The sequence below is a fragment of the Erythrobacter sp. R86502 genome, assembly GCF_042466465.1.
Lineage (GTDB): Bacteria > Pseudomonadota > Alphaproteobacteria > Sphingomonadales > Sphingomonadaceae > Erythrobacter.
Genome location: NZ_JAXHCJ010000001.1, coordinates 2,776,295 through 2,798,857, shown reverse-complemented (window position 1 = coordinate 2,798,857; position 22,563 = coordinate 2,776,295). Strand labels below are relative to the sequence as shown.

The following is a 22,563-nucleotide window of genomic DNA, read 5'->3' as shown; positions in this document are numbered from 1 at the left end:
GTATTTACCATGGCTTCCTATGCCCGTGGCATGAATGCCTGCTGGTTCTCGCTACGTCGTGTGCTTACCCTAGTAGTGTTGCTTTGCGGGTTGATGTGGAGCCCGGCTGCGCAGGCGCAAAGCTGCGGTCAGGCCACCACGCAGGGGACAGCGCCAGATAGCTGGCAAACCTATTGCTGGCTCAACCTTACCAATTACAATGATACAACGGCACGCTCGGCATCGGGACAGAACCTTACGTTCACACTTCCCGATGGATCGACGGTGCGACTTAACGCGCGCGTGACGAGCACCGCTGCGACAGGCTATAACGCGGTGGCCTCGCCATCATGGACGGGGGCCGCCATCGGTAACACGGCCTTTAACGGCATCCCAGGCCGACCCGTCCTGTACACGGCATCGGCAGGCACCAGCACCATCACCTTTTCCAACATTGCGGTATCACCGCCGAGCGGCGCAAGTGCAACCGTCTACTCCTTCGTGGTCGCTGATGCGGAATCTACGAACGAGAACGAATTGCTGCGCATGTCCACCAATGGCGGAAGCTGGCAGCTGCTGGATTCGGTCGGACCGATCGTCGGAACGAACTTTCCCCCTATAACGGGCGTCGGCACCAACACCGTCAATGTCGGGGGCCGATCAGGAACAGTCGGCGCGTACATCATTGCCAGCAACAGTCCCACGACGGTGTCGGTCCAAACCCAAGCAGGCGGTCTGCAGGGGGTGATGTTCGCAATCCGCTTTGCCACGATCCGGCTGGAAGCCAGCATCAATGGGGCACGATTGAATACGGCCGATCAATTTTCGTTTCAAATCGCCAACACCAACACCGGCGGAACCATCATCAGCGGCACCACCAGTGGAACAGGTACGGGTCCGTTTTCTACACCCCCGCTTGCCCTGTCAGCTGGCGTTCCGATTACTCTGCGCGAAAGCATGGCCCCCGGCAGCGCCAGCAATCTTTCCCAATATGCCACGACATTGACCTGCGTGAATACGGCGGGCCCTACTCGTGCAAACCTGCCGAACAATCAGGTGACGACGAGCGCCAGCATCGGGCAGCTCGAATTCGGCGAATACCTGGTGTGCTCCTTTACCAACGGTGCACAACCACAGCTTCGCTTGCGAAAACTTCTCGGGACTTTCGGGCGCCGGTTTACTGGCGATCAGTTCACGATCCGCATTCGTGACGGAGAAACCGTGTTTGCGGCTCGCACAACCACGGGCACATCCGCCACGATCATCAACGGCGATACCGGACTGCTCCAGACCGTAGCCGGCACGGCATATACGCTGGACGAAATCGCTGCAGGCACGACCAACCTTGAAAACTATACCGCGACGCTTGGATGTACGAACGCGGCTACGGGATCGAACACGGTGCTTCCTACCAACGTGGGGGGCGAGATTATCTTGAAGCCGGGGGATGCGGTGACGTGCACGATCCGAAACACCCGCAGGACGACTGCGGTGCTGGTCGTCGAAAAAACAAGCATCATCATATCAGATCCGATCAACGGCACGCAAAACCCCAAAGCCGTGCCCGGCGCGATCATCGAATACGCCATTTCGGTCCGAAACGTCGGGGCACGTAGGGTCGATTCAAGCTCGATTGTAATTGTCGATGTGATGCCAGCCAACATGGCATTTGCAACCGGCACGCCGGTAACATTCACGAACGGCGCAAACCCCAGCGGGCTGAACGCCTTCAACCCATCGACGATGGTGCGCTTCTCATCCGCGGCGAACGGCACCGATCCGTACACGTACAGTCCGGTTGGCACATTTGACGCGAATGTGCGCGGCATCCGGATCGCGCCGACAGGCACGATGTCCGCCGCCAGCTCAACGGCGCAGCCCAGCTTCACCATTCGGTTCAGAGCGCAGGTGCAGTAGGCTACCCTTGCAAGGCAGCCGCACGCATCAGCCGCGCGCGCGCTTCTTCTTCGCCGATCAGCGGCAGGAGTTCGCCCATATCCGGACCATGGTCCATCCCGGTCAGCGCTTGGCGCAGCGGTAAAAACAAGCCGCGGCCCTTGCGCTGCGTCGCAGCCTTCAGCGCAAGAGTAAGGTCAGCCCAAGGATTGCTTCCCCAAACCAGGGATTGCGCGGCAATGCCGATAAAAGCCCTGTCGTCCTCGTTGAATGCAGGCACATCGATCGGACCTGTTACCAAGCGCCACCAATCCGCCGCCTCCCCAATATGGGCGAGGTTGGGACGGATTGCATGCCATCCATCGGCGTCCATTCCCGCAGGCAAACGATCGGCTATCGCTTCGTAAGATAGTTGGTGGACAATGCCGGCATTGAGCCGTTCAAGATCTTCTTCATCGAATTTGGCGGGCGCGCGTCCAAAAGTGCTCAGATCGAAGCTGGCCACCAGAGCTTCGCGATCGGCAATCGGTTCGATCGGCTGCGACGTACCCAGCCGCGCCAGAAGTGCAATTATCGCTTCAGGCTCGATCCCGCGTTCTCGAAAAGCATCGCAGCCCAGCGAACCAAGCCGCTTCGACAACTTGCCTTCCCGACCAACGAGCAGGGCTTCATGCGCGAAGGAAGGCAAAGCATTTGCTGCGCTCGTCTGTGCAGCAAAGCCTGCAGCATGAAGTGCGGTAAATATCTGAATTTGAACTGCGGTATTGGATACATGATCCTCACCGCGCAAAACCTGCGTCACGTCCATATCGATATCGTCAACGGCACTGGGCATCATGTAGAGCCAAGATCCATCCGCGCGTCGGATAACCGGATCGGAAAGCTGCGCTGCATCGAATTTCTGCGGGCCGCGGATACCATCATCCCACATGATCGGCTCGTCATGATTGAGCTTGAACCGCCAGTGCGGGGCGATGCCTTCAGCTTGCTTGGAAGCTATTTCTACATCGGTCAGTTTGAGCGAAGCACGATCATAAATCGGTGGAAGCCCTCGGCCCAAGGCAATCTTGCGCCGAACTTCAAGCTCCTGCGCGGTTTCGAAACATGGATACAACCTTCCAGTGTTCCGGAGCGCAGCAAATGCAGCCTCGTAACGGTCCAGCCTGGCAGATTGGCGCTCTTCGAGATCCCAGTCGATCCCCAGCCATGCCAGATCAGCGCGGATCGCATCGACGTATTCCTCTTTGCTGCGTGCCGCATCGGTATCGTCGATGCGCAGGATGAAGCGCCCTCCGCCCTGCCTCGCCAACATCCAGTTATGGAGCGCAGTGCGGATATTGCCAACGTGCAGGCGACCGGTGGGCGAAGGTGCGAAACGGGTTGTAATCATACCGGGTTCGGTAGAACGCACACGCGCGTCCCGCAAGCATTCACACCCCGCGCCATTCGGCCGCTGCAAGTGCCAGCGCGCCGTCCCATAACCGATGCATGCGGTCCGGACGGATAAACCCGTTCAATGCATTCTCAAAATCATGCCGTGAACCGCGCGCTGCGGCATCGACGAAGGCGCCGATCGTAGCTTCGTCATGGCTGAGCAACCGGCAGCAAAAGCGGGATATGCAGATACATTCCGGCCAAGTCGTCGACACGGTATGTGCAAGGGCTAACGATTTTGCCGCTATCTCCACGCTTCCAAGGCGTACGGCCAATTCTGGCACGGGGTCGTGCCCCATTCGGTCATGCAATGCGATAAGGCGCAATGCGTGGATGAAACGCCCCGCGACCGGGCCCAGGCCTTCGACACGAGGTGCAGCGGCCAAAGCGGCGACAACTTTTTTACCGGTCGCAGATGCGTTCTGGTGCCGTGACATAGAAACCTCGCAGATATGTAGGGGAACAACAAGTCTCACCTAACTTTGTTGCGAGTGATTTGCAATAGCAAATCTATCTAGTAACGACGCCGCTCATGAAAAAGCCCCGCCGGAGCCTGAACTCCGGCGGGGCTAATTTCTGGCACTTTGACCGTTGAGGTTATTATTCCTCGCCGGCGTCGTCCGCATCCGCGGCAGGCGCGGAGGCTGCCATCGCTGCCATTGCCGCCTTCATCTTCTCTTCCGATCCGACGGCGTCAGGCGCAGGTTCGGCTTCACGCTGACCGGTTGCGGCAAGCGCATCCTGCTGCTTCTTCCAAGCCGCCTTCAACGCCGCATCGCGGCTGTTGGCGGTGACGCGCAGGCGGTTCATGCCCGCGCCAGTACCGGCGGGGATAAGACGGCCGACGATCACGTTTTCCTTCAGACCGATCAGCGTGTCCTTCTTCCCTTCAACCGCCGCCTGCGTCAGCACGCGGGTGGTTTCCTGGAACGAAGCAGCCGAGATGAAGCTACGGGTCTGGAGCGAAGCCTTGGTAATGCCGAGCAGCACCGGATTGCCCGAAGCGCCCTGCTTGCCCTTGCCCAGCTTGCCGTTGATCTCCAGCATTTCTGCCAAATCGACCTGTTCGCCCGGCAGCAAAGTGGTGTCGCCGCCATCGGTGATTTCAACCTTCTGCAGCATCTGGCGAACGATCACCTCGATGTGCTTGTCGTTGATCTTCACGCCCTGCAAACGATACACTTCCTGAATCTCGTCAACGAGATACTCAGCCAGTGCTTCCACACCCATGACTTCGAGGATGTCGTGCGGGTTGGGCGAACCGGAAACAAGGGTATCACCCTTCTTCACGAAATCGCCTTCCTGCACGTCGATCACCTTGGTCTTGGCGATCAGGTATTCCACCGGATCCCCTTCCTCGGGAATGATCGCGATCTTGCGCTTGGCCTTGTATTCACGAACGAATTCGATCCGGCCAGAAATCTTGGCAATGACCGACACGTCCTTGGGCATGCGCGCTTCGAACAGTTCGGCCACACGCGGCAGACCGCCGGTGATGTCGCGGGTCTTGGCGGCTTCGCGGCTCGCGCGGGCGAGGATGTCACCTGCCTGCACCGTGTCACCATCGGTGACCGACAGGGTTGTACCCGGAGCAAGCATGTAACGCGCTGCTTCGATTTCCCCACTGCCTTCGGCGAGAAGAGTCATGCGCGGACGCAGATCTTCCTTCTTCTTGCGACCCGTCGCACGGTTTTCCGTGACGACGCGCTGTGCAATGCCGGTTGCGTCATCGACCTGTTCTTCCAGCGTGATGCCTTCAACCAGATCCTGGTACTTCACCACACCCGATTGTTCGGTGATGATGGGCAGCGTGAACGGATCCCACTCGGCGATGCGATCACCGATCTTGACGTGATCGCCATCCTTGAACTTGATGACGGTCCCGTAAGGCACCTTGTGCATTTCACGTTCGCGACCTTCAGCATCGATAACCGCGATTTCACCGTTGCGGGCAAGGCTGAGGATACGTCCCTGCTTGTCCGAAATCGTCGGCATGTCGCGAAGCTCGATCCGGCCTTCGGAAATCGCTTCAAGGTGCGACGTTTCGTTGAGCTGCGCCGCGCCGCCGATGTGGAAGGTCCGCATCGTCAGCTGGGTGCCCGGCTCACCGATCGACTGCGCAGCGATAACGCCGACAGCTTCACCAATGTTGACGGGCGTACCGCGAGCAAGGTCACGGCCGTAGCATGTACCGCACACGCCCTGTTCGGCTTCACAGATAAGCGGCGAACGGATCTTGGCCGACTGGACTTCAGCAGCCTCGATGTCCTTCACCATCGCTTCATCGAGCAGAGTGCCCGAAGGAACGATCACTTCGCCCGTTGCCGCGTTCAGAATATCCTCGGCCACGGTGCGACCCAGAATACGCTCACCGAGCGATGCGATCACCGAACCGCCCTGAACGATAGCGCGCATTTCCAGCGCGTTTTCGGTCTTGCAGTCTTCCTCGACAATCACGCAATCCTGCGACACGTCGACCAGACGGCGGGTCAGGTAGCCAGAGTTTGCGGTCTTCAACGCCGTATCCGCCAGACCCTTGCGGGCGCCGTGGGTCGAGTTGAAGTATTCAAGAACGGTCAGACCCTCCTTGAAGTTCGAGATGATCGGCGTTTCGATGATTTCGCCCGAAGGCTTGGCCATAAGACCGCGCATCCCACCCAGCTGCTTCATCTGCGCTGGGCTACCACGCGCACCGGAGTGGCTCATCATGTAGATCGAGTTGATCTGCGCCTCACGGCCCGTTTCCGGATCGATCGGCGTCGCCTTGATGCGTTCCATCATGGCGTCGGCGACAAGGTCACCGCACTTCGACCAGGCATCAACCACGCGGTTATACTTTTCCTGCTGCGTGATCAGACCGTCCTGATACTGCTGCTCATATTCGGCCACCAGCGACTTGGTGCTTTCCACCAGTTCGATCTTGGCATCAGGAATGATCATGTCATCCTTGCCAAAACTGATGCCAGCCTTGAACGCATGACGGAAACCAAGGCTCATGATGGCATCAGCGAACAGCACCGTGTCCTTCTGGCCGGTGTGACGATAGACCTGATCGATCACGTCGCCGATTTCACGCTTGGTCAGCAGCCGGTTGATGATGTCGAAGGGAACCTTGTGGTTCTTCGGCAGGCATTCACCGATCAGCATCCGGCCCGGCGTCGTTTCGAAGCGCTTCATCACCACGTTGCCGGCTTCATCGGCCTGAGGAACGCGGGCCAGAATGCGGGTGTGTAGCGTAACGGCTTTGGCTTCCAATGCCTGGTGCACTTCGGCCATGTCGGAGAAGCGTGCAAGCCGCTCCACCTTGGTGCCATCAGCGTTTTCGAGATATTCCGGGAACTTCTCCTGCCGCTCCATCGAGAGGTAGTAGATCCCCAGAACCATATCCTGCGAAGGCACGATGATGGGCTTGCCGTTTGCGGGCGAGAGGATGTTGTTGGTCGACATCATCAGCACGCGCGCTTCGAGCTGGGCTTCCAGCGAAAGCGGCACATGGACCGCCATCTGGTCACCATCGAAGTCGGCGTTGAAGGCCGAGCAGACCAGCGGGTGCAGCTGGATCGCCTTGCCTTCGATCAGCACGGGCTCGAACGCCTGGATGCCCAGACGGTGCAGCGTCGGCGCGCGGTTCAGCAGAACCGGGTGCTCGCGGATCACCTCGTCAAGGATGTCCCAGACTTCCTTGCGCTCCTTCTCCACCCACTTCTTCGCCTGCTTCAGGGTCATCGACAGACCCTTGGCATCCAGACGGGCGTAGATGAACGGCTTGAACAGCTCGAGCGCCATCTTCTTGGGCAGGCCGCACTGGTGCAGCTTCAATTCCGGACCGGTCACAATCACCGAACGGCCCGAATAGTCGACGCGCTTGCCGAGTAGGTTCTGGCGGAAGCGGCCCTGCTTGCCCTTCAGCATGTCGGACAGCGACTTCAGCGGACGCTTGTTGGCACCGGTGATAACCCGGCCGCGGCGACCGTTGTCGAACAGGGCGTCGACGGCTTCCTGCAGCATACGCTTTTCGTTGCGCACGATGATGTCCGGCGCGCGCAGTTCAATCAGGCGCTTCAGACGGTTGTTGCGGTTGATCACGCGGCGGTAGAGATCGTTGAGATCCGAGGTCGCAAAGCGGCCTCCATCCAACGGCACCAGCGGGCGCAGTTCGGGCGGGATCACGGGGATCACTTCGAGGATCATCCATTCGGGGCGGTTGCCCGAATCGATGAAGCTTTCGACGACCTTCAGCCGCTTGATGATCTTCTTGGGCTTGAGCGTAGACTTGGTGGTCGCCAGCTCTTCCATGAGCACGTCACGCTCGTTCTCGAGGTCGAGCTGCATCAGCATGGTGCGCACGGCTTCTGCGCCGATATCGGCGGTGAAGGCGTCTTCGCCATACTCATCCTGCGCTTCGAGAAGTTCGTCTTCGGTCATCAGCTGGAACTTCTCCAGCGGGGTCAGACCGGGCTCGGTGACGATGTAGCTTTCGAAATACAGCACACGCTCAAGCTGCTTGAGCTGCATGTCGAGCAGCAGCCCGATGCGCGACGGCAGCGACTTCAGGAACCAGATATGCGCGACCGGCGCGGCCAGTTCGATGTGGCCCATGCGTTCACGACGGACCTTGGTCACCGTGACTTCAACGCCGCACTTTTCGCAGACGACGCCCTTGTACTTCATGCGCTTGTACTTGCCGCAAAGGCATTCGTAGTCCTTCACCGGACCAAAGATGCGCGCACAGAACAAGCCGTCACGTTCAGGCTTGAACGTGCGGTAGTTGATGGTCTCCGGCTTCTTGATCTCGCCATAGGACCACGAGCGGATACGCTCCGGCGAAGCGATACCGATCTGGATCTGGTCGAAGGTTTCGGGCTTCGCCAGCTGGTTGGTGAATTTGCTCAGTTCATTCATGACTGTGTTCCCTTAGGGGGATGAAACTCGAAAGCGGGGCGGCGAGGCCGGGAGCAAGCACCCCCGGCCTTCATGCCTTATTCCGCTGCAATCGCGCTGTAGTCGGTCTGATCTTCGTCTTCGTCGAGGATCGACTTGAGTTCGACGTTCAGACCCAACGAGCGCATTTCCTTGACAAGAACGTTGAAGCTCTCGGGGATGCCGGCCTCGAAGGTGTCGTCACCCTTGACGATCGCTTCATAAACCTTGGTGCGGCCGACCACGTCGTCGGACTTCACCGTCAGCATTTCCTGCAAGGTGTAGGCCGCGCCGTATGCCTGCAGCGCCCAGACTTCCATTTCTCCGAAGCGCTGGCCGCCGAACTGCGCCTTACCGCCCAGCGGCTGCTGGGTGACGAGGCTGTACGGCCCGATCGAACGTGCGTGGATCTTGTCGTCGACCAAGTGGTGCAACTTGAGCATGTAGATGATGCCCACGGTCACCTTGCGGTCGAACGCCTCGCCCGTGCGCCCATCATACAGCGTGGACTGACCCGAAGAGTCGATCCCAGCCTTGATCAGCATGTCCGACACATCCGGTTCGCGTGCACCATCGAACACCGGTGTCCCCATCGGCACACCAGCCGAAAGGTTGCCCGCCAGTTCGACGATATCGGCAGCCGAGCGGCTATCGAGATCTTCGAAATACTGGTCGCCGTAGATGTCCTTCAGACGCTCCACCACCGCTTCAGGCGGCTTGACGCCAGCATAATCTTCGGCCGCATTCGGATTGGCAGCGCGCCATTCGTCCAGCTTGTCCTTGATCTCATGCCCAAGCGCGCGCGCGGCAAAGCCAAGGTGCGTTTCAAAGATCTGACCGACGTTCATACGCGAAGGCACGCCCAACGGGTTCAGTACGAGATCGACCGGCGTGCCATCTTCAAGGAACGGCATGTCCTCGATCGGCAGGATGCGGCTGATCACACCCTTGTTACCGTGGCGGCCGGCCATCTTGTCGCCCGGCTGCAGCTTGCGCTTCACCGCTACGAACACCTTGACCATCTTGAGCACGCCCGGCGCGAGTTCGTCACCGCGTTCCAGCTTTTCCTTACGGTCCTGGAACTTGGCATCGATCAGCGCGACGGCTTCGTCGTACTGCGTCTTCACTGCTTCGATTTGCGCCTGACGACCATCTTCGGCGACTGCGAACTTAAACCACTCGAAGCGGTCAAGCTCTTCCAGCATCTCGGCCGTGATCTCTGCCCCCTTCTTGGCGCCCTTGGGAGCAGCCGATGCGGTCTGACCGATCAGCATGTCGCGCAGGCGATTGTAGGTCGCACGGTTGAGGATGTTGCGTTCGTCGGCAGCGTCCTTGCGCAGGCGTTCGATTTCCTCGTTTTGGATCGCGCGGGTACGGTCGTCGATCTCGATACCGTGGCGGTTGAACACCCGGACTTCGACAATGGTGCCTGCCACGCCCGGTGGCAGACGCAGCGAGGTATCACGGACATCGCTTGCCTTTTCACCGAAGATCGCGCGTAGAAGCTTCTCTTCCGGCGTCATCGGGCTTTCACCCTTTGGCGTGATCTTGCCCACCAGAATGTCACCAGGGTGCACTTCTGCACCGATGTAGACGATGCCCGCTTCGTCGAGGTTGCGCAGCGCTTCCTCGCCAACATTGGGAATGTCACGGGTGATGTCTTCTGGACCGAGCTTGGTGTCACGCGCCATGACTTCAAACTCCTCGATGTGGATCGAGGTGAAGACGTCGTCCTTCACGATGCGTTCGCTGATCAGGATGGAGTCTTCGTAGTTGTAGCCATTCCACGGCATGAACGCGACGAGGCTGTTCTTGCCCAGTGCCAGTTCGCCCAGATCGGTCGAGGGACCATCGGCAATGATATCGCCCTGCTCGATCACGTCACCAACCTTCACCAGCGGACGCTGGTTGATGCAGGTGTTCTGGTTCGAACGCTGGAACTTCTGCAGCGTGTAGATGTCCACGCCCGACTGGCCGGCTTCGACATCGCCGATCGCACGAATCACGATACGGGTTGCGTCAACCTGATCGACGATCCCGCCGCGCTTGGCTGCAATGGCCGCGCCGCTGTCACGCGCCACGGTTTCTTCCATGCCGGTTCCGACCCAAGGGGCCTCAGCCTTCACAAGCGGCACCGCCTGGCGCTGCATGTTCGAGCCCATCAATGCGCGGTTGGCGTCATCGTTTTCAAGGAAAGGAATGAGCGAGGCGGCAACCGAAACCAGCTGCTTGGGCGACACATCCATCAGCGTCACGTTCTCACGCATCGCCATAAGGTTGTCGCCGTTGTGGCGTGCTGAGACCAGTTCTTCGACGAAGCTGCCGTCTTCAGTCAGTTCGGCCGAAGCCTGCGCCACGGTGTGCTTCTGTTCTTCCATTGCGGACAGATAGATCACGTCCGTCGTCACCTTGCCGTCCACAACCTTGCGATAGGGAGTTTCGATGAAGCCGTACTTGTTGACGCGGCTGAAGCTCGCGAGCGAGTTGATCAAACCGATGTTCGGGCCTTCGGGCGTTTCAATCGGGCAGATGCGGCCATAGTGCGTCGGGTGAACGTCGCGCACTTCGAAGCCCGCGCGCTCGCGCGTCAGACCGCCTGGGCCCAAGGCCGAAACGCGGCGCTTGTGGGTGACTTCGGACAGCGGGTTGGTCTGATCCATGAACTGCGACAGCTGCGAGGAGCCGAAGAACTCACGCACTGCAGCCACAGCGGGCTTGGCGTTGATCAGGTCGTTCGGCATCACGGTGCTGACATCAACCGAGCTCATGCGCTCCTTGACGGCGCGCTCCATACGCAGCAGGCCGACACGATACTGGTTTTCCAGCAGCTCGCCCACCGAACGCACACGGCGGTTGCCGAGGTTGTCGATGTCGTCGACTTCGCCCTTGCCATCCTTGAGGCCAACAAGCTCCTTCACCACCGCGAGGATATCGTCCTTGCGCAGCGTGGTGACAGTGTCTTCGCACTCGAGGCCCAGACGCATGTTCAGCTTCACGCGGCCCACGGCCGACAGGTCATAGCGTTCAGCATCGAAGAACAGGCCTTCGAACAATGCTTCGGCAGTTTCCTTCGTCGGCGGTTCGCCCGGACGCATGACCTTGTAGATCGCTTCCAGGCCCTCGTCGCGGTTTTCAGCCTTGTCGGCCTTCAACGTGTTGCGGATCCACGGACCGGTGTTGATTTCGTCGATGTCGAGCAGCGGCAGGCGATCAACGCCCGCCTTGTCGAGGGTTTCGACATGCTCGAGCGTCACTTCATCACCGGCTTCGATATAAATGCGCCCGGTTGCTTCATCAATCATGTCGGCAGCGGCGTAGCGGCTGACGACTTCTTCGACGGGAAGCAGCAGTTCGGTCAGGCCATCCTTGCCCGCCTTGTTGGCGGCACGGGGGCTGATCTTTTGACCTGCCGGGAAGACTTCCTCACCCGTGGCAGCATCGACCAGCGCAAAGGTCGGCTTGGCGTTGCGCCATGCTTCGGCGTGGAACGGGATCTTCCAACCATCCTTCGCGCGCTCCCATACGACGGTGTTGTAGAAATGGTGCAGGATGTCTTCGGCATCGAGGCCGAGCGAATACAGCAACGCGGTGACGGGTAGCTTGCGCTTGCGGTCAATACGAACGTTGACGATGTCCTTGGCGTCGAACTCGAAGTCGAGCCAAGAACCACGGTAGGGAATCACGCGCGCGGCAAACAGCAGCTTGCCCGAAGAATGGGTCTTGCCGCGATCGTGATCGAACAGCACCCCCGGCGAACGGTGCATCTGCGACACAATCACGCGCTCGGTGCCGTTGATGATGAAGGTGCCGTTGTCCGTCATGAGCGGCATGTCGCCCATGTAGACATCCTGCTCCTTGATATCGAGCACGGACCGGGTTTCGGTCTCGGCGTCGACCTCGAACACGATAAGGCGCAGCGTGACCTTCATCGGCGCGGCATAAGTAATGCCGCGCTGACGGCACTCGGTTGTGTCGTACTTGGGCTCTTCGAGTTCGTAATGCACGAAATCAAGCTCGGCGGTGCCGGCGAAATCACGGATCGGGAACACGCTGCGCAGCGTCTTTTCGAGGCCCGAGACATAGCCAGTGGCCTTGTCCGAACGCAGGAACTGCTCGTAGCTTTCGCGCTGAACTTCGATCAGGTTCGGCATCTGCACCACTTCGTGGATGTCACCGAAGATCTTGCGGATGCGCTTTTTCGCGGTGCCCTGCGCCTTGCGGCTGCGGGTGACGGGCGGCTTCGCCTTGGTTGCCATGGAGGAGTGGCCTCTTTGATTGGGCCGCGCGAGGATGCCGCGCGGACGGGGAATATCGCTATCGTTCCGCGCGGAAAACATGCCCGTTTCCAACGCACAAATGCCGCGTGCCCAGCCCCACATGAATGGTGATGGCGGCAGCAGCAGTCCTGTACGTCGCGAAACTGGCTCGCTACCGCTTCCATCCCAGACCAATTCCCGCGCATGAATCGGTCTTGCTCGAAGCGAGCGAGAGACGCGCATGTAGGATCGCTGCAACGCAGTGTCAACGGCCGGGACGTGCGCGCGAAGAATTGAAATGCGATCGCTGGCAGCGACCGTCTGGCGCGATTGTTACCCAGTCGTGCACCTTATCTCGTACTAGATATTGCAACCAGACCATCGCAGCTTGTAAAGGCGCCGCGCTAACAGGAGAAAACCCATGAAGCGTATCGTACTCGTAGCCGCCCTTCCCTTCGCTCTGGCCCTGGCCGCATGTGATGGTTCAGCCGAAGAAATGGGCGAGGAGCAGGATGATGTCATGGAAGCCCAGGGCGAAGTTCTGGATTCCGCATCGGGCGTGACCGAAGATCAGGCCGATCTGGCCGAAGAAAAGGCCGACGTGGCCGAAGCTGCCGGCAAGCCAGCCGAAGCCGCCGCTCTTGAGCAGAAAGCCGAACAGCTCGACGCCAAGGCCGAAAACATGGAAGACACCGCCGACGGGATGTAATCCCAGCGGGGTTTTGGGCAGTCTGGCGGCAATGGCCGCTTGACTTTACAACCCATCCATTTAAGGGCTCGCCGCGATCGGCGGGCCCTTTTTGGTTTGCCGGTCATCCGTCCGAGACAGTTGGTGAAGGCAATGTGGCCTTCTTAATTCCCAGCCTAGACGGGGAAACGAGATTCCGGCGATATGCGCAAGCAATCGCCCACGTGCTGGCCGTGATGGTAGCACACCCTCCTTCCCTTTCGAACGGACTCGCCCGTGTATGGTGCCTTTGGGTTGCTGTGCGCGGACAAACGTAGCCGGTCGTTCGGGCAGCCGCCTGATCGGCCATTAGTGAAGGAGTATGGCATGGATCGTTCGCAGAAAGCCGACGCGGTTGCCCAGCTCAATGCAGTCTTCAACGACGTTGGCGTAGTGGTTGTCACCCGCAACGCTGGCATGACGGTGGCACAAACCACCGCCCTGCGTTTGAAGATGCGCGATGCTGGCGCCACCTACAAGGTTGCGAAGAACCGTCTCGCCAGGCTCGCTCTTGAAAACACCGACTATGTCGGGCTCGGTGATATGCTCACCGGTCCGGTCGGGCTGGCCTGGTCGACTGACCCGGTCGCGGCTGCCAAGGCCGCTGTCGAATTCGCCAAGACGAACGACAAGCTCGAAATCGTCGGCGGTTCGATGGGTTCGGTCGTTCTCGACGAAGCCGGCATCAAGGCACTCGCCTCGATGCCCAGCCTCGACGAGCTGCGCGCCAAGCTCATCGGTCTGGTCAACGCCCCTGCGACGAAGATCGCTCAGGTCGTTACCGCACCCGCCGCCAAGGTCGCCCGTGTTTTCGCCGCTTACGCGGACAAGGCAGCCTAAGAGACGCTTTTCGTCAGACGACACAATCTTGGGGTTTTGGACATGGTGTCCGGCCCCGCCACAATTTGGAGTGAACCATCATGGCTGATATTGCCAAGCTTGTTGAAGAACTTTCGAAGCTGACCGTGCTCGAAGCCGCTGACCTTGCCAAGGCCCTCGAAGAAGCATGGGGCGTGAGCGCCGCTGCTGCTGTCGCTGTTGCCGCTGGCCCGGCCGCAGCTGCCGAAGCCGTTGAAGAGCAGACCGAATTTGACGTGATCCTCACCGGCGACGGTGGCAAGAAGATCCAGGTCATCAAGGAAGTCCGCGGCATCACCGGCCTCGGCCTGACCGAAGCCAAGACCCTTGTTGAATTGGCTCCGAAGGCTATCAAGGAAGGCGTCAACAAGGCTGAAGCTGAAGAAATCAAGAAGAAGATCGAAGAAGCCGGCGGCACCGTCGAGCTCAAGTAAGCAACACGGGGCGCCTTGGGGCGCCTGCCTCCGGTCTGATCGGATAAAAAGGGACGGCGGTACCAGCAATGGTGCCGCCGTCTTTTGTGTCTAATCTGTAACGCGCGCCTGTAACGGACGCTTCGATCCTATCCGGTATCAGCAACAAGGAAGGATAAGCGCATCAGCCCACTTCGTTACGAACTGTGAACGAAGCGTGCATGTCTTGCACGACCTCCAGCCCGGTGCGTTCCCACCTGCAATGCCTCTTTGGGGACGCCAGATGATGTATGCTTGGCCGGCACCACACGAAAAGCGCGCGTGCCAGCCCCTTTGGCATAGGGTCTACGTTAAACGTCAAAAAGCATTTGGTTGCTAAAGTTCGGGCAGCCATTCCTGCAATGACGGGCGTACCGCTGAATGTGCGGTTTGCGCCGCGTCTATGTGAGATAGACGCGGCAGGAAGGGAAGGCTGGGAAATCGCACCGGGAAATTACTGCTGAGCTGGTGGGGGATAAATTCCGGTCAAACCACTGAAGGCCTAGTTCTTGGTGAAAATTATAGCCAAAATGGCGCAATCTTTGATTGTTGTCACACCGCTGCGGTAAACCAAATCGTAGACTGCGATCATTTAGGTTGCGGCGATAAATCTAAAGATCACAACTGCGTGCAAATGAGACACCTCCGCGGTCGGCACCCTGAAGAAGCTTTACTCTCAGTTAATAATCTCTAACATCGTGGCATCGAGTCGCGGGGTCGGATTTCGACTTAGAACGTTTGATAAGGGCAAAGCTCCACTCACGTTCCTTGATGATTTGGGGGAGAGACTATGGCCATCGTTAAGGTAGGCCTCTTGGCGGGGGCGCTTTTTTGCGCCTTTCCAGCACTGGCTCAGGATGCGGTTTACAAACCCATAAGCCCCACTTTCGGCGGAAATCCATTCAATTCAAATCATGTCCTTGGCGTGGCTAACGCGAACAACGACACCCGCGATCCGCGTGCGACGAACAGTAATTCGCAGGCTGATATTTTTGCCCGCCAGCTGCAGTCGCGTTTGCTGTCGTCACTGTCCTCACAAATTGTGGACGCGATTTTTGGCGAAAACCCTCAAGAACAAGGCGTTGTCAGCTTCGGTGGTCAGACCATCGAATTTTTTCGCAGCCTTACCGAGGTGACGTTGATTATCCGCAACGATGAGACAGGGGAAGAAACCCGCATCGTCGTCCCTCTCTTCATCGAAGTGGATTGACAATAGATGTTGCGATCTTCTCTCTCGATTGCTCTTTTGTCTGCGGCAGCTCTTACTCTTGGTGGGTGCATGAAGATGGCCCAGGATGGCCGCAATACTCTGCCAACCACCACCAGCCTTGCGTATTTTCCTAAGAAAACACAAACCCAAAATCTTCTCAATCAGCTGCCCGCGCCACAACGCCCGGTCGCAATCGCGGTCTACGGCTTCACTGATCAAACTGGTCAATTCAAACCCAGCGAAACCGGCCAGACCCTGTCGCGCGCCGTCACGCAGGGCGCTACTTCGATGCTGGTCAAAGCGCTGCAAGATGCAGGCAGTCGCGGTTGGTTCACAGTTGTCGAACGTGAGCGCCTGGATAATCTTCTACGCGAACGTCAGATCATCGGGGAGATGCGCAAAAGATATTTGGGGGAACAGGAAATCGATCCCAGCGCGTTGCCGGCCCTGTTATTCGCTGGCGTGCTGCTTGAAGGTGGGATCGTCGGTTACGATACCAACACCGTAACGGGCGGAGCTGGTGCAGCATTCCTGGGTATCGGCGCGCGGACAGAATACCGGCAGGACAACGTCACCGTTTATCTGCGCGCTGTATCGGTACGCACCGGCGAAGTGCTCGCCAATGTCACCGCCTCCAAAACAATTGCGAGCCAGGCTATAGGCGCAAGTGCATTCAAATTTGTGGCTTTCCGTGAACTGCTTGAAGCCGAAGCCGGAATTACTTCGAACGAACCCGATCAAGTCGCGTTGCAACAGGCGATCGAAAAGGCTGTGTACGGCTTGATACTCGAAGGGATCGACCTCGACCTATGGCGATTTGAGGACATGGCGGCGGCGCAACCAATCATCAACGCCTACCGCGCTGAGCGTGATGGCCTTTACGAAGCCAGCGACATTCAGAAAGCGATCAAGCGCGCAGGTTCGTTGACCGCTCTTACGGTTGTCGATGACGAAGAGAAAGAAGGGCGCCGCGACGGTTCGTGACACTGAACGAGTTTCCCTGAAGGCCAGAAGGCCGAGAAGGGTTCACCCGAGAGCGCAGAAAGCGCCGGATAGGTCGCGAAAATAAGCACGCAAAGGAGCTGCAACTCCAATGCGCGCGAGGAAAGGCATGCGAATACCAATTTAGCCCGGCGTCTTGGCGCGCCGCGGCATGTGGTTGGTATCGCCTATCGTAGGGGCAGATGCAACCGTGAAAGCCGACCAGCATGTGACTGAGACTGCATACAAAGGCGCAATCGCGTCTGCGGCCATGTTTCAGATTGCCCGCAAAAGCGGCGCATTGCGTGGCTGCACAGCGCCACTGGCGGCACCCCCCACAGATCCAGAGCTTCCCGTCCGCACCCTACCGGTACGGCCCGGGCAAAATCACCGGGACATACACGATCCCGGACAGAAAACATGCACGCGTAGTCGCACTGGAAACCTCAACACAAAGGAAATGTGAGATGAGAAAGACTATTCTTACAGGCGCTTCCGTCCTGGCGCTTTCGATTGCCGTCCCGGCCTTTGGTCAAACGGCTCCGTCCACCCCGACCTATCCATCTACACCTGCTGAATGCGCAAGCGCAGGCAACAATTGCTCGACGATTGATCAGGCCGGCACCGATGGCAATGCCATTCTGAACCAGTCTGGTTCGGCTAACGTGTCGGCCATCAACCAGACCGCAGCATCGGCGAATGTAGACGCAAAAGTAACTCAGGAAGGTACGAACGCCACCTCATTCGTCGAGCAGAGCGGCGGCCCGGGTGTTTTCGTACCCAATGCAAGCGGAACCTTCGTTCGCAACAAGATTGAAGTAAGTCAGAAAGGTGATGGCGCCGATTCGGTCATCTACCAAGGCAAAAGCTCGCGGCTTCAGGTTGGTGTTAATCAGGATGGCGACAGCACCTCGTATGTGAACCAGGAAGGCAACAATTCGGCTGTCGAAGTGACGCAGACCGGTGACGCCAACGACTCGATCGTGTTCCAGTCTGCCAACACGAGCACGGTTGGACTACCGTTCAACGGAAACCAACGCACCGGAGTTGTCCAAACCGGCTCGGAAAACACCTCGGGCATCTATCAGGGCGACCTCAGCACGACATCGATTGATGAGCGCGACCTTACTGCCAACGTCATCCAGAACGGCGTGAACAACGATTCGTTCATCAGCCAGACGAACAGCGGTGGGCGTGCTGAGGCGACTGCCGAAGTTAATCAGCAGGGTAACGACAACATGTCATTGGTGCAGCAGTCGGGTTTGCTTGGCGACGCATTCCCGGTTGGTACGATTGTCGATGTCGATCAATTCGGCAACGACAACATGTCGGACGTCGTACAGGAAAACAACTCGACTAGGGGTGATGCGACCCCTGCCAGCGCGGTCATCATCAAACAGTTCGGTGACCAGAACGACAGCACGGTGAACCAGAGCTCCACAAGCGGAAGCGCAAAGGTGACCCAGACTTCCGAAGGCATCAATCCGACCAGCCCGCGCGCACGCGACAACCGTTTCGATGGCGGGACTGACACCGTTCGCGGCAACTTCTCGAACATCAGGCAGTCAGGTCTTGGCCAGAACGATGCGACGCTTAATCAGACGGGCCAGTTGAACCGTTCGGATATTCGTCAGAGCAATGTTGACGGCATCGCTACTGCCACTGTTGTTCAGGATGGAACCTTCAACAACTCGGATATCAGGCAAACGGCAGCTGCCGAAGCAACCGTTAACCAGCTAGGTAGCTATGGCGACAATGATTCGTCGATCGAACAAAACGCCGACGGTGCCACGGCGATCGTTAATCAGTTCGGCAACAACACTACGAACGGCCCTTCCTTCCCGACCAACCAGTCGTTCATTACTCAGAGCGATGATGCAAGCGCCATGGTTACCCAAACGGGCAGCCAAAACCTTTCGACGGTGAACCAGAATTCCGGTGCGTTTGAAGCTGTGGCGGTCGTAAATCAGCAAACAGATCCGACCGCGATTGGCTCGGGTGACGATGTCAATGAATCGACGATCACACAATCGGCGACGACCAGTGCGTTCGTGAATCAGATCGGTCAGGGTAACTTCTCGAACGTTAACCAGTCGGGTGGCAACGCCAGTCCAGATAATGGCTTCATGTATGCAGTTCAGATCGATCAGCTGGGTCAGGATGGCAGTTCAACTGTAACTCAAACCGGCATGGGCAACGAAGCCAGTCTCATGCAACTTGCCGGTTCGGAACTTGCTGAGTCAACGATCACTCAAGGCGGCAACGATAACCTCGCGCTGGTAACGCAGGGTGGTCTGGATAATTTCTCCAGCGTCATCCAGTCGGGCGACAACAACACCGCAACCGTCAACCAGTATTCGAACGGCAATTCTTCGTACGTAACGCAGGGCGGCAACGGCAACAGTGCCACGGTTAATCAAGGCGTAGCTCCGTCGATCGGCGGCTGACGATGTGGGGGGTGCAGCAGGCTGCGCCCCCCTTTCTTTTTTGGGGAAACTAACATGAAAACTCTTATTCTTGCCGGTGCTTCGGCGCTGGCTCTCGCCATCGGCGGCACCGCAGTCGCTCAGGATTCGGCCAGCGCGCTTACACCCGGCATTGCCGATTGCTCCACCACTTCAAGCGGCAATTGCTCCGACATCGAACAGACCGGCACTGACGAAGCCGCTGACGTTACGCAGATTGGCAACGGACAGTCGCTATCGGAAATCGATCAGGATGGCGAAGACAATACGGCAACTGTCAACCAGACGAACGATGCCGGTGCTGCCAACGAATCTGAAATCGAACAGACCGCTTCTGCAGACCGGGCCACGGCTGAAGTCGATCAGAACGGCGCAGGTAACCTTTCATCCGTCGTCCAGAGAGGCAATGATCTTCTTGCCGATGTCGGTCAGAACGGTGTCGGCAACAGCTCTGTCATCAGCCAGACTTCGTCGGCCGACTTTGCGATCACCACGGTCCAGCAAAACGGCTCTCAAAACGTTTCGGATGTGACGCAGACCGGCAATTTTGCAAGTGTCTCGGTGGTTCAGACCAATGATGAGTTGGAAACGCTCGGTAACAATTCCCTGGTTTCGCAAACTGGCGACGCGGCAACGGTTGTCGTGACTCAGTCGGGGCAAGAAAACCTCTCCGACGTTGGCCAGACTGCCGATGCCGCGCTGGTGACGGTCGATCAGACCGGCGCCAACAACCAATCTCTGGTTGATCAGGCGGGCGCTCTTGTGATCGTCGACGTCGATCAGTTCGGCGATATGAACGTTTCGAAAGTCGATCAGGTCGCCGACGGTGCCTTCGCCCGCGTCAATCAACTTGGTGATGAGAACACTGCAAGCATCGTCGAACGCGCAGAGTCGTCGCGTTCAACGATCGTACAGACGGGCGACATGAACACCGCAGCGATAGGGCAGGCAGATGCGCGCAATCTGATCGCTACGGTCCGCGGGCGTCCGATCACAATTGGGGCGATAGAGAGCGACGTAGCCAGCATCGCTCAAACTGGCGATGGCAACAAAGCCTCGGTGCTTCAGTTCGGGATCAACCAGACCGCCACGATTACCCAGATCGGCAGTGGCAATGTGTCGGGCACGCCAGATAGCATCACCGATGTCGGCATCTTGCAAGTAGGCGAAGATCAGGTCGCCAACGTGTCCCAGTCGGGTGATCGCAACAGGTCCAACGTTTCACAGGGCGTCGACAGCGATCTTGTGATTGTCTCGGGTGCGAGCAGCAGCAGGAACTTTGCCTTGGTCAATCAAGACGGCAATAACGGTATCTCCAGCATCCAGCAGGACGGTATCGATAATAAGGCGCAGCTAACGGATACGGGCGAATTCAACGAATCGACCATAATCCAGGCTGGAAACTTCAACGTAGCCGACGTTGCACAGGGCGGCGCGGGCAACCTTTCGACTGTCAACCAGACCGGCAACGGGAACACCGCGCTTGTGGGGCAGAACGCTTCCGTGCCCACCGGTACATTCTGATTGCGATTATACCAACGCAGCTCTGGGCGGGAGGTTATTCTCGCCCAGAGCACCCAATAAGAGTATAAGGATATCGCCATGCCGCTTTCCGCTATCCGTTCTGCCTCCATATGCCTGCTGATCGGCGGGTTAGGGCTGACTGGCTGGAACCCGGTATCGGCCCAAACTGCGCCCGAAAGGGGAGTGTTTGTGACTCAAATCGGCGAAAACGCCGTGGCATCTGTGACACAAACGAACGCCGACAGCTTCGCCCGCATTGTGCAGGAGGGCGATGGTAATGAAGTTGAGCTCGACCAGAACGGCGCTGCTGTCCAGCGGGCTCAAATTGTTCAAAATGGCGATAACAATAATGTCCTTGCGCAGCAGGAGGGCAGCGTCGTTCTCGCGCTTGCGCAAGAGGGCAACCAAAACATCGCCGTGACGTTTCAGAACGAATCGTTGGCCAATGCGCAGACGACCGCTGCAGTAGTTCAGAGCGGCAATGGCAATTCGCTCATGCTCGCGCAGGATGGCAGCAACAACAGCGCCGAACTGAATCAGGTGGGCGATGATAACACCATGACCGCAACACAGCTCGGCAACAGTAACCAACTGGAATGGACCCAAATCGGGAATGGTCTTTCCGATCTTGGAATTGTCCAGACCGGCAACGGCAATCTCCAGATTACCCAAAGCGCAGCCGGCGCACAGTTTACCCTTCCACCCGGTTCGGGCGGATAAGGCCAATGATGATCGTCCCCATGCGTCTTGCCTGCCTCCCCCGCCTCACGATCCCATTGCTCGTCGCCATAGGCTGTCTCTCGCCGGGGCAGGCATCGTCCCAGGACCGCGGTACCGACAATCGCGCACAAGCCGATCAGGTACAAGCATCCTCAAGCGAAGTCGTCCATCAGGGCAACTCTGGTAAAGCCTATCTTGATCTTGAACACGAACAGCCGCTCAAAGACCGTGCCAGCTTGGTACAAGCGCCTCATGGCCAGATAATTCGCCCGCCCAATGGTGATACGGCAGAGCAGATTTCAAGCCGGATTGAAGCGAGCGCGGGCATTCGCCAGTTGTCCAGGGCCGATCTCAACGCCACCCTCGCACAGTTGAGCGCGGCAGAACGGCACGTTCTGCTACAGACGATCGAGGGTACGGACATATGTGACGATCCGCCGCAAATTCCTGCTGTATTGGCATTGTGCCGTGACCGGATTGAAACCCGCTCTCAGGATTTTGCGCTCGACATCGAACGCCCTCTTAGCGCGGAAGAGCAACTGTTGCGCGGCGGGCTGGATATTTCAGCGCAGCCAAACTTCAATCAAGTGATCGAACGCCTTGCTCGTACAAATGCGGCAACGGACGATTTCAGCAATCAGGCGATTGCCTCAATAGCGCTGGTTCCAGATTCGGCATCTACACAGCCTAAGGAAGTCAAGCCGGATGGAACGGAGGGCCTTGGAGAAGCGACGCAGGCACTTATCGATGCGATTATCAACCAACTTGGGGGCGGCACACCATGACCATTTTTCAATTGGAAAGCCTGGCTGCGCTCTTGGTTCTTACCTCCGGAACGGCTCCCACAATGAAGCAAGATCCCCAAGCGCTGTCACTTGATGTCAAAAAACGCGGTGACGTCGTCGAGGTGCAGTTGATCGGTCGTTCGGCTCGTTCGCAGGAGGTCAGCTATTCGCTCGAAGTAGTTGCGCAATCGACGTCCCGTCACCGAGGAAAGACGACGCTTATTGCGGGAAAGACGGCTGTGCTGTCCACCATGCGCGCGACCGTTGGTGAGAACTGGTGTGTAAAGCTGGTTGCCGAAGAGTTGGGACGTGAGCCTTATGAAGTCTTTGAAGGAAGTTGCGAGATGGACTAAATG

The 22,563-nt window shown here is 58.2% G+C and carries 14 protein-coding genes; 11 read left to right on the top strand and 3 right to left on the bottom strand.

Annotated features, from left to right (window positions below; translation table 11 throughout):
* Nucleotides 1-9: 9 nt before the first annotated feature.
* Complete coding sequence (locus SJY33_RS13430) at nucleotides 10-1,896, top strand: CshA/CshB family fibrillar adhesin-related protein (protein WP_379923284.1); 1,887 nt, start codon at nucleotides 10-12, stop codon at nucleotides 1,894-1,896.
* A 1-nt stretch (nucleotide 1,897) separates the two neighbouring features.
* Here SJY33_RS13430 and gltX read toward each other — a convergent pair whose 3' ends face one another.
* The 3 genes from gltX to rpoB all read right to left on the bottom strand — a co-directional run bounded on the left by gltX (nucleotide 1,898) and on the right by rpoB (nucleotide 12,485).
* On the bottom strand, nucleotides 1,898-3,265 hold the full coding sequence (gene gltX, locus SJY33_RS13425; protein ID WP_379923283.1) for a glutamate--tRNA ligase: 1,368 nt from the start codon (nucleotides 3,263-3,265) through the stop codon (nucleotides 1,898-1,900).
* Between the two features lie 644 nt (nucleotides 3,266-3,909).
* Nucleotides 3,910-8,211, bottom strand: coding sequence for a DNA-directed RNA polymerase subunit beta' (rpoC, locus tag SJY33_RS13420; RefSeq protein WP_379923282.1), 4,302 nt, complete (start codon nucleotides 8,209-8,211; stop codon nucleotides 3,910-3,912).
* Nucleotides 8,212-8,288: 77 nt separating this feature from the next.
* Nucleotides 8,289-12,485, bottom strand: a complete 4,197-nt coding sequence (gene rpoB / locus SJY33_RS13415; protein ID WP_379923281.1) for a DNA-directed RNA polymerase subunit beta — start codon at nucleotides 12,483-12,485, stop codon at nucleotides 8,289-8,291.
* A 421-nt stretch (nucleotides 12,486-12,906) separates the two neighbouring features.
* Between rpoB and SJY33_RS13410 the strand changes: the two genes are divergently transcribed.
* The 10 genes from SJY33_RS13410 (at nucleotide 12,907) to csgH (ending at nucleotide 22,560) form a co-directional block, all read left to right on the top strand.
* The gene (locus tag SJY33_RS13410; RefSeq protein WP_379923280.1) at nucleotides 12,907-13,194 is read left to right on the top strand and encodes a hypothetical protein; all 288 of its coding nucleotides are present in this window, start codon (nucleotides 12,907-12,909) and stop codon (nucleotides 13,192-13,194) included.
* A 345-nt stretch (nucleotides 13,195-13,539) separates the two neighbouring features.
* Nucleotides 13,540-14,052, top strand: a complete 513-nt coding sequence (gene rplJ, locus SJY33_RS13405) for a 50S ribosomal protein L10 (protein ID WP_379923279.1) — start codon at nucleotides 13,540-13,542, stop codon at nucleotides 14,050-14,052.
* An 80-nt stretch (nucleotides 14,053-14,132) separates the two neighbouring features.
* On the top strand, nucleotides 14,133-14,504 hold the full coding sequence (rplL, locus tag SJY33_RS13400) for a 50S ribosomal protein L7/L12 (RefSeq protein ID WP_379923278.1): 372 nt from the start codon (nucleotides 14,133-14,135) through the stop codon (nucleotides 14,502-14,504).
* An 808-nt stretch (nucleotides 14,505-15,312) separates the two neighbouring features.
* Nucleotides 15,313-15,732 carry a curli assembly protein CsgF gene (locus SJY33_RS13395; RefSeq protein WP_379923277.1) on the top strand — a complete coding sequence of 140 codons (420 nt, stop codon included), beginning with the start codon at nucleotides 15,313-15,315 and terminating at the stop codon, nucleotides 15,730-15,732.
* Between the two features lie 69 nt (nucleotides 15,733-15,801).
* Complete coding sequence (locus tag SJY33_RS13390) at nucleotides 15,802-16,716, top strand: CsgG/HfaB family protein (RefSeq protein WP_379923276.1); 915 nt, start codon at nucleotides 15,802-15,804, stop codon at nucleotides 16,714-16,716.
* A gap of 464 nt (nucleotides 16,717-17,180) precedes the next feature.
* Nucleotides 17,181-19,160: a beta strand repeat-containing protein gene (locus SJY33_RS13385; protein WP_379923275.1), complete on the top strand. Its 1,980-nt coding sequence runs from the start codon at nucleotides 17,181-17,183 to the stop codon at nucleotides 19,158-19,160.
* Nucleotides 19,161-19,214: 54 nt separating this feature from the next.
* Entirely contained in the window at nucleotides 19,215-20,702 is a 1,488-nt protein-coding gene (locus SJY33_RS13380) for a hypothetical protein (RefSeq protein ID WP_379923274.1), read from the top strand.
* 78 nt (nucleotides 20,703-20,780) lie between these two features.
* Nucleotides 20,781-21,422: a hypothetical protein gene (locus SJY33_RS13375; protein ID WP_379923273.1), complete on the top strand. Its 642-nt coding sequence runs from the start codon at nucleotides 20,781-20,783 to the stop codon at nucleotides 21,420-21,422.
* Between the two features lie 5 nt (nucleotides 21,423-21,427).
* Nucleotides 21,428-22,207, top strand: a complete 780-nt coding sequence (locus SJY33_RS13370; RefSeq protein WP_379923271.1) for a hypothetical protein — start codon at nucleotides 21,428-21,430, stop codon at nucleotides 22,205-22,207.
* Complete coding sequence (gene csgH, locus SJY33_RS13365; RefSeq protein ID WP_379923269.1) at nucleotides 22,204-22,560, top strand: curli-like amyloid fiber formation chaperone CsgH; 357 nt, start codon at nucleotides 22,204-22,206, stop codon at nucleotides 22,558-22,560. The genes SJY33_RS13370 and csgH overlap by 4 nt, the downstream gene beginning before the upstream one ends.
* Nucleotides 22,561-22,563 lie beyond the last annotated feature (3 nt).

What these genes read in the sequence shown, in the direction of transcription:
- SJY33_RS13390 (WP_379923276.1), top strand. Translation starts at nt 15,802, where the DNA reads ATGAAGATGGCCCAGGATGGCCGCAATACTCTGCCAACCACCACCAGC.
- rpoC (WP_379923282.1), bottom strand. Translation starts at nt 8,211, where the DNA reads ATGAATGAACTGAGCAAATTCACCAACCAGCTGGCGAAGCCCGAAACC.
- gltX (WP_379923283.1), bottom strand. Translation starts at nt 3,265, where the DNA reads ATGATTACAACCCGTTTCGCACCTTCGCCCACCGGTCGCCTGCACGTT.
- SJY33_RS13380 (WP_379923274.1), top strand. Translation starts at nt 19,215, where the DNA reads ATGAAAACTCTTATTCTTGCCGGTGCTTCGGCGCTGGCTCTCGCCATC.
- SJY33_RS13395 (WP_379923277.1), top strand. Translation starts at nt 15,313, where the DNA reads ATGGCCATCGTTAAGGTAGGCCTCTTGGCGGGGGCGCTTTTTTGCGCC.
- SJY33_RS13375 (WP_379923273.1), top strand. Translation starts at nt 20,781, where the DNA reads ATGCCGCTTTCCGCTATCCGTTCTGCCTCCATATGCCTGCTGATCGGC.
- SJY33_RS13385 (WP_379923275.1), top strand. Translation starts at nt 17,181, where the DNA reads ATGAGAAAGACTATTCTTACAGGCGCTTCCGTCCTGGCGCTTTCGATT.
- rplJ (WP_379923279.1), top strand. Translation starts at nt 13,540, where the DNA reads ATGGATCGTTCGCAGAAAGCCGACGCGGTTGCCCAGCTCAATGCAGTC.
- SJY33_RS13410 (WP_379923280.1), top strand. Translation starts at nt 12,907, where the DNA reads ATGAAGCGTATCGTACTCGTAGCCGCCCTTCCCTTCGCTCTGGCCCTG.
- SJY33_RS13370 (WP_379923271.1), top strand. Translation starts at nt 21,428, where the DNA reads ATGATGATCGTCCCCATGCGTCTTGCCTGCCTCCCCCGCCTCACGATC.
- rpoB (WP_379923281.1), bottom strand. Translation starts at nt 12,485, where the DNA reads ATGGCAACCAAGGCGAAGCCGCCCGTCACCCGCAGCCGCAAGGCGCAG.
- SJY33_RS13430 (WP_379923284.1), top strand. Translation starts at nt 10, where the DNA reads ATGGCTTCCTATGCCCGTGGCATGAATGCCTGCTGGTTCTCGCTACGT.
- csgH (WP_379923269.1), top strand. Translation starts at nt 22,204, where the DNA reads ATGACCATTTTTCAATTGGAAAGCCTGGCTGCGCTCTTGGTTCTTACC.
- rplL (WP_379923278.1), top strand. Translation starts at nt 14,133, where the DNA reads ATGGCTGATATTGCCAAGCTTGTTGAAGAACTTTCGAAGCTGACCGTG.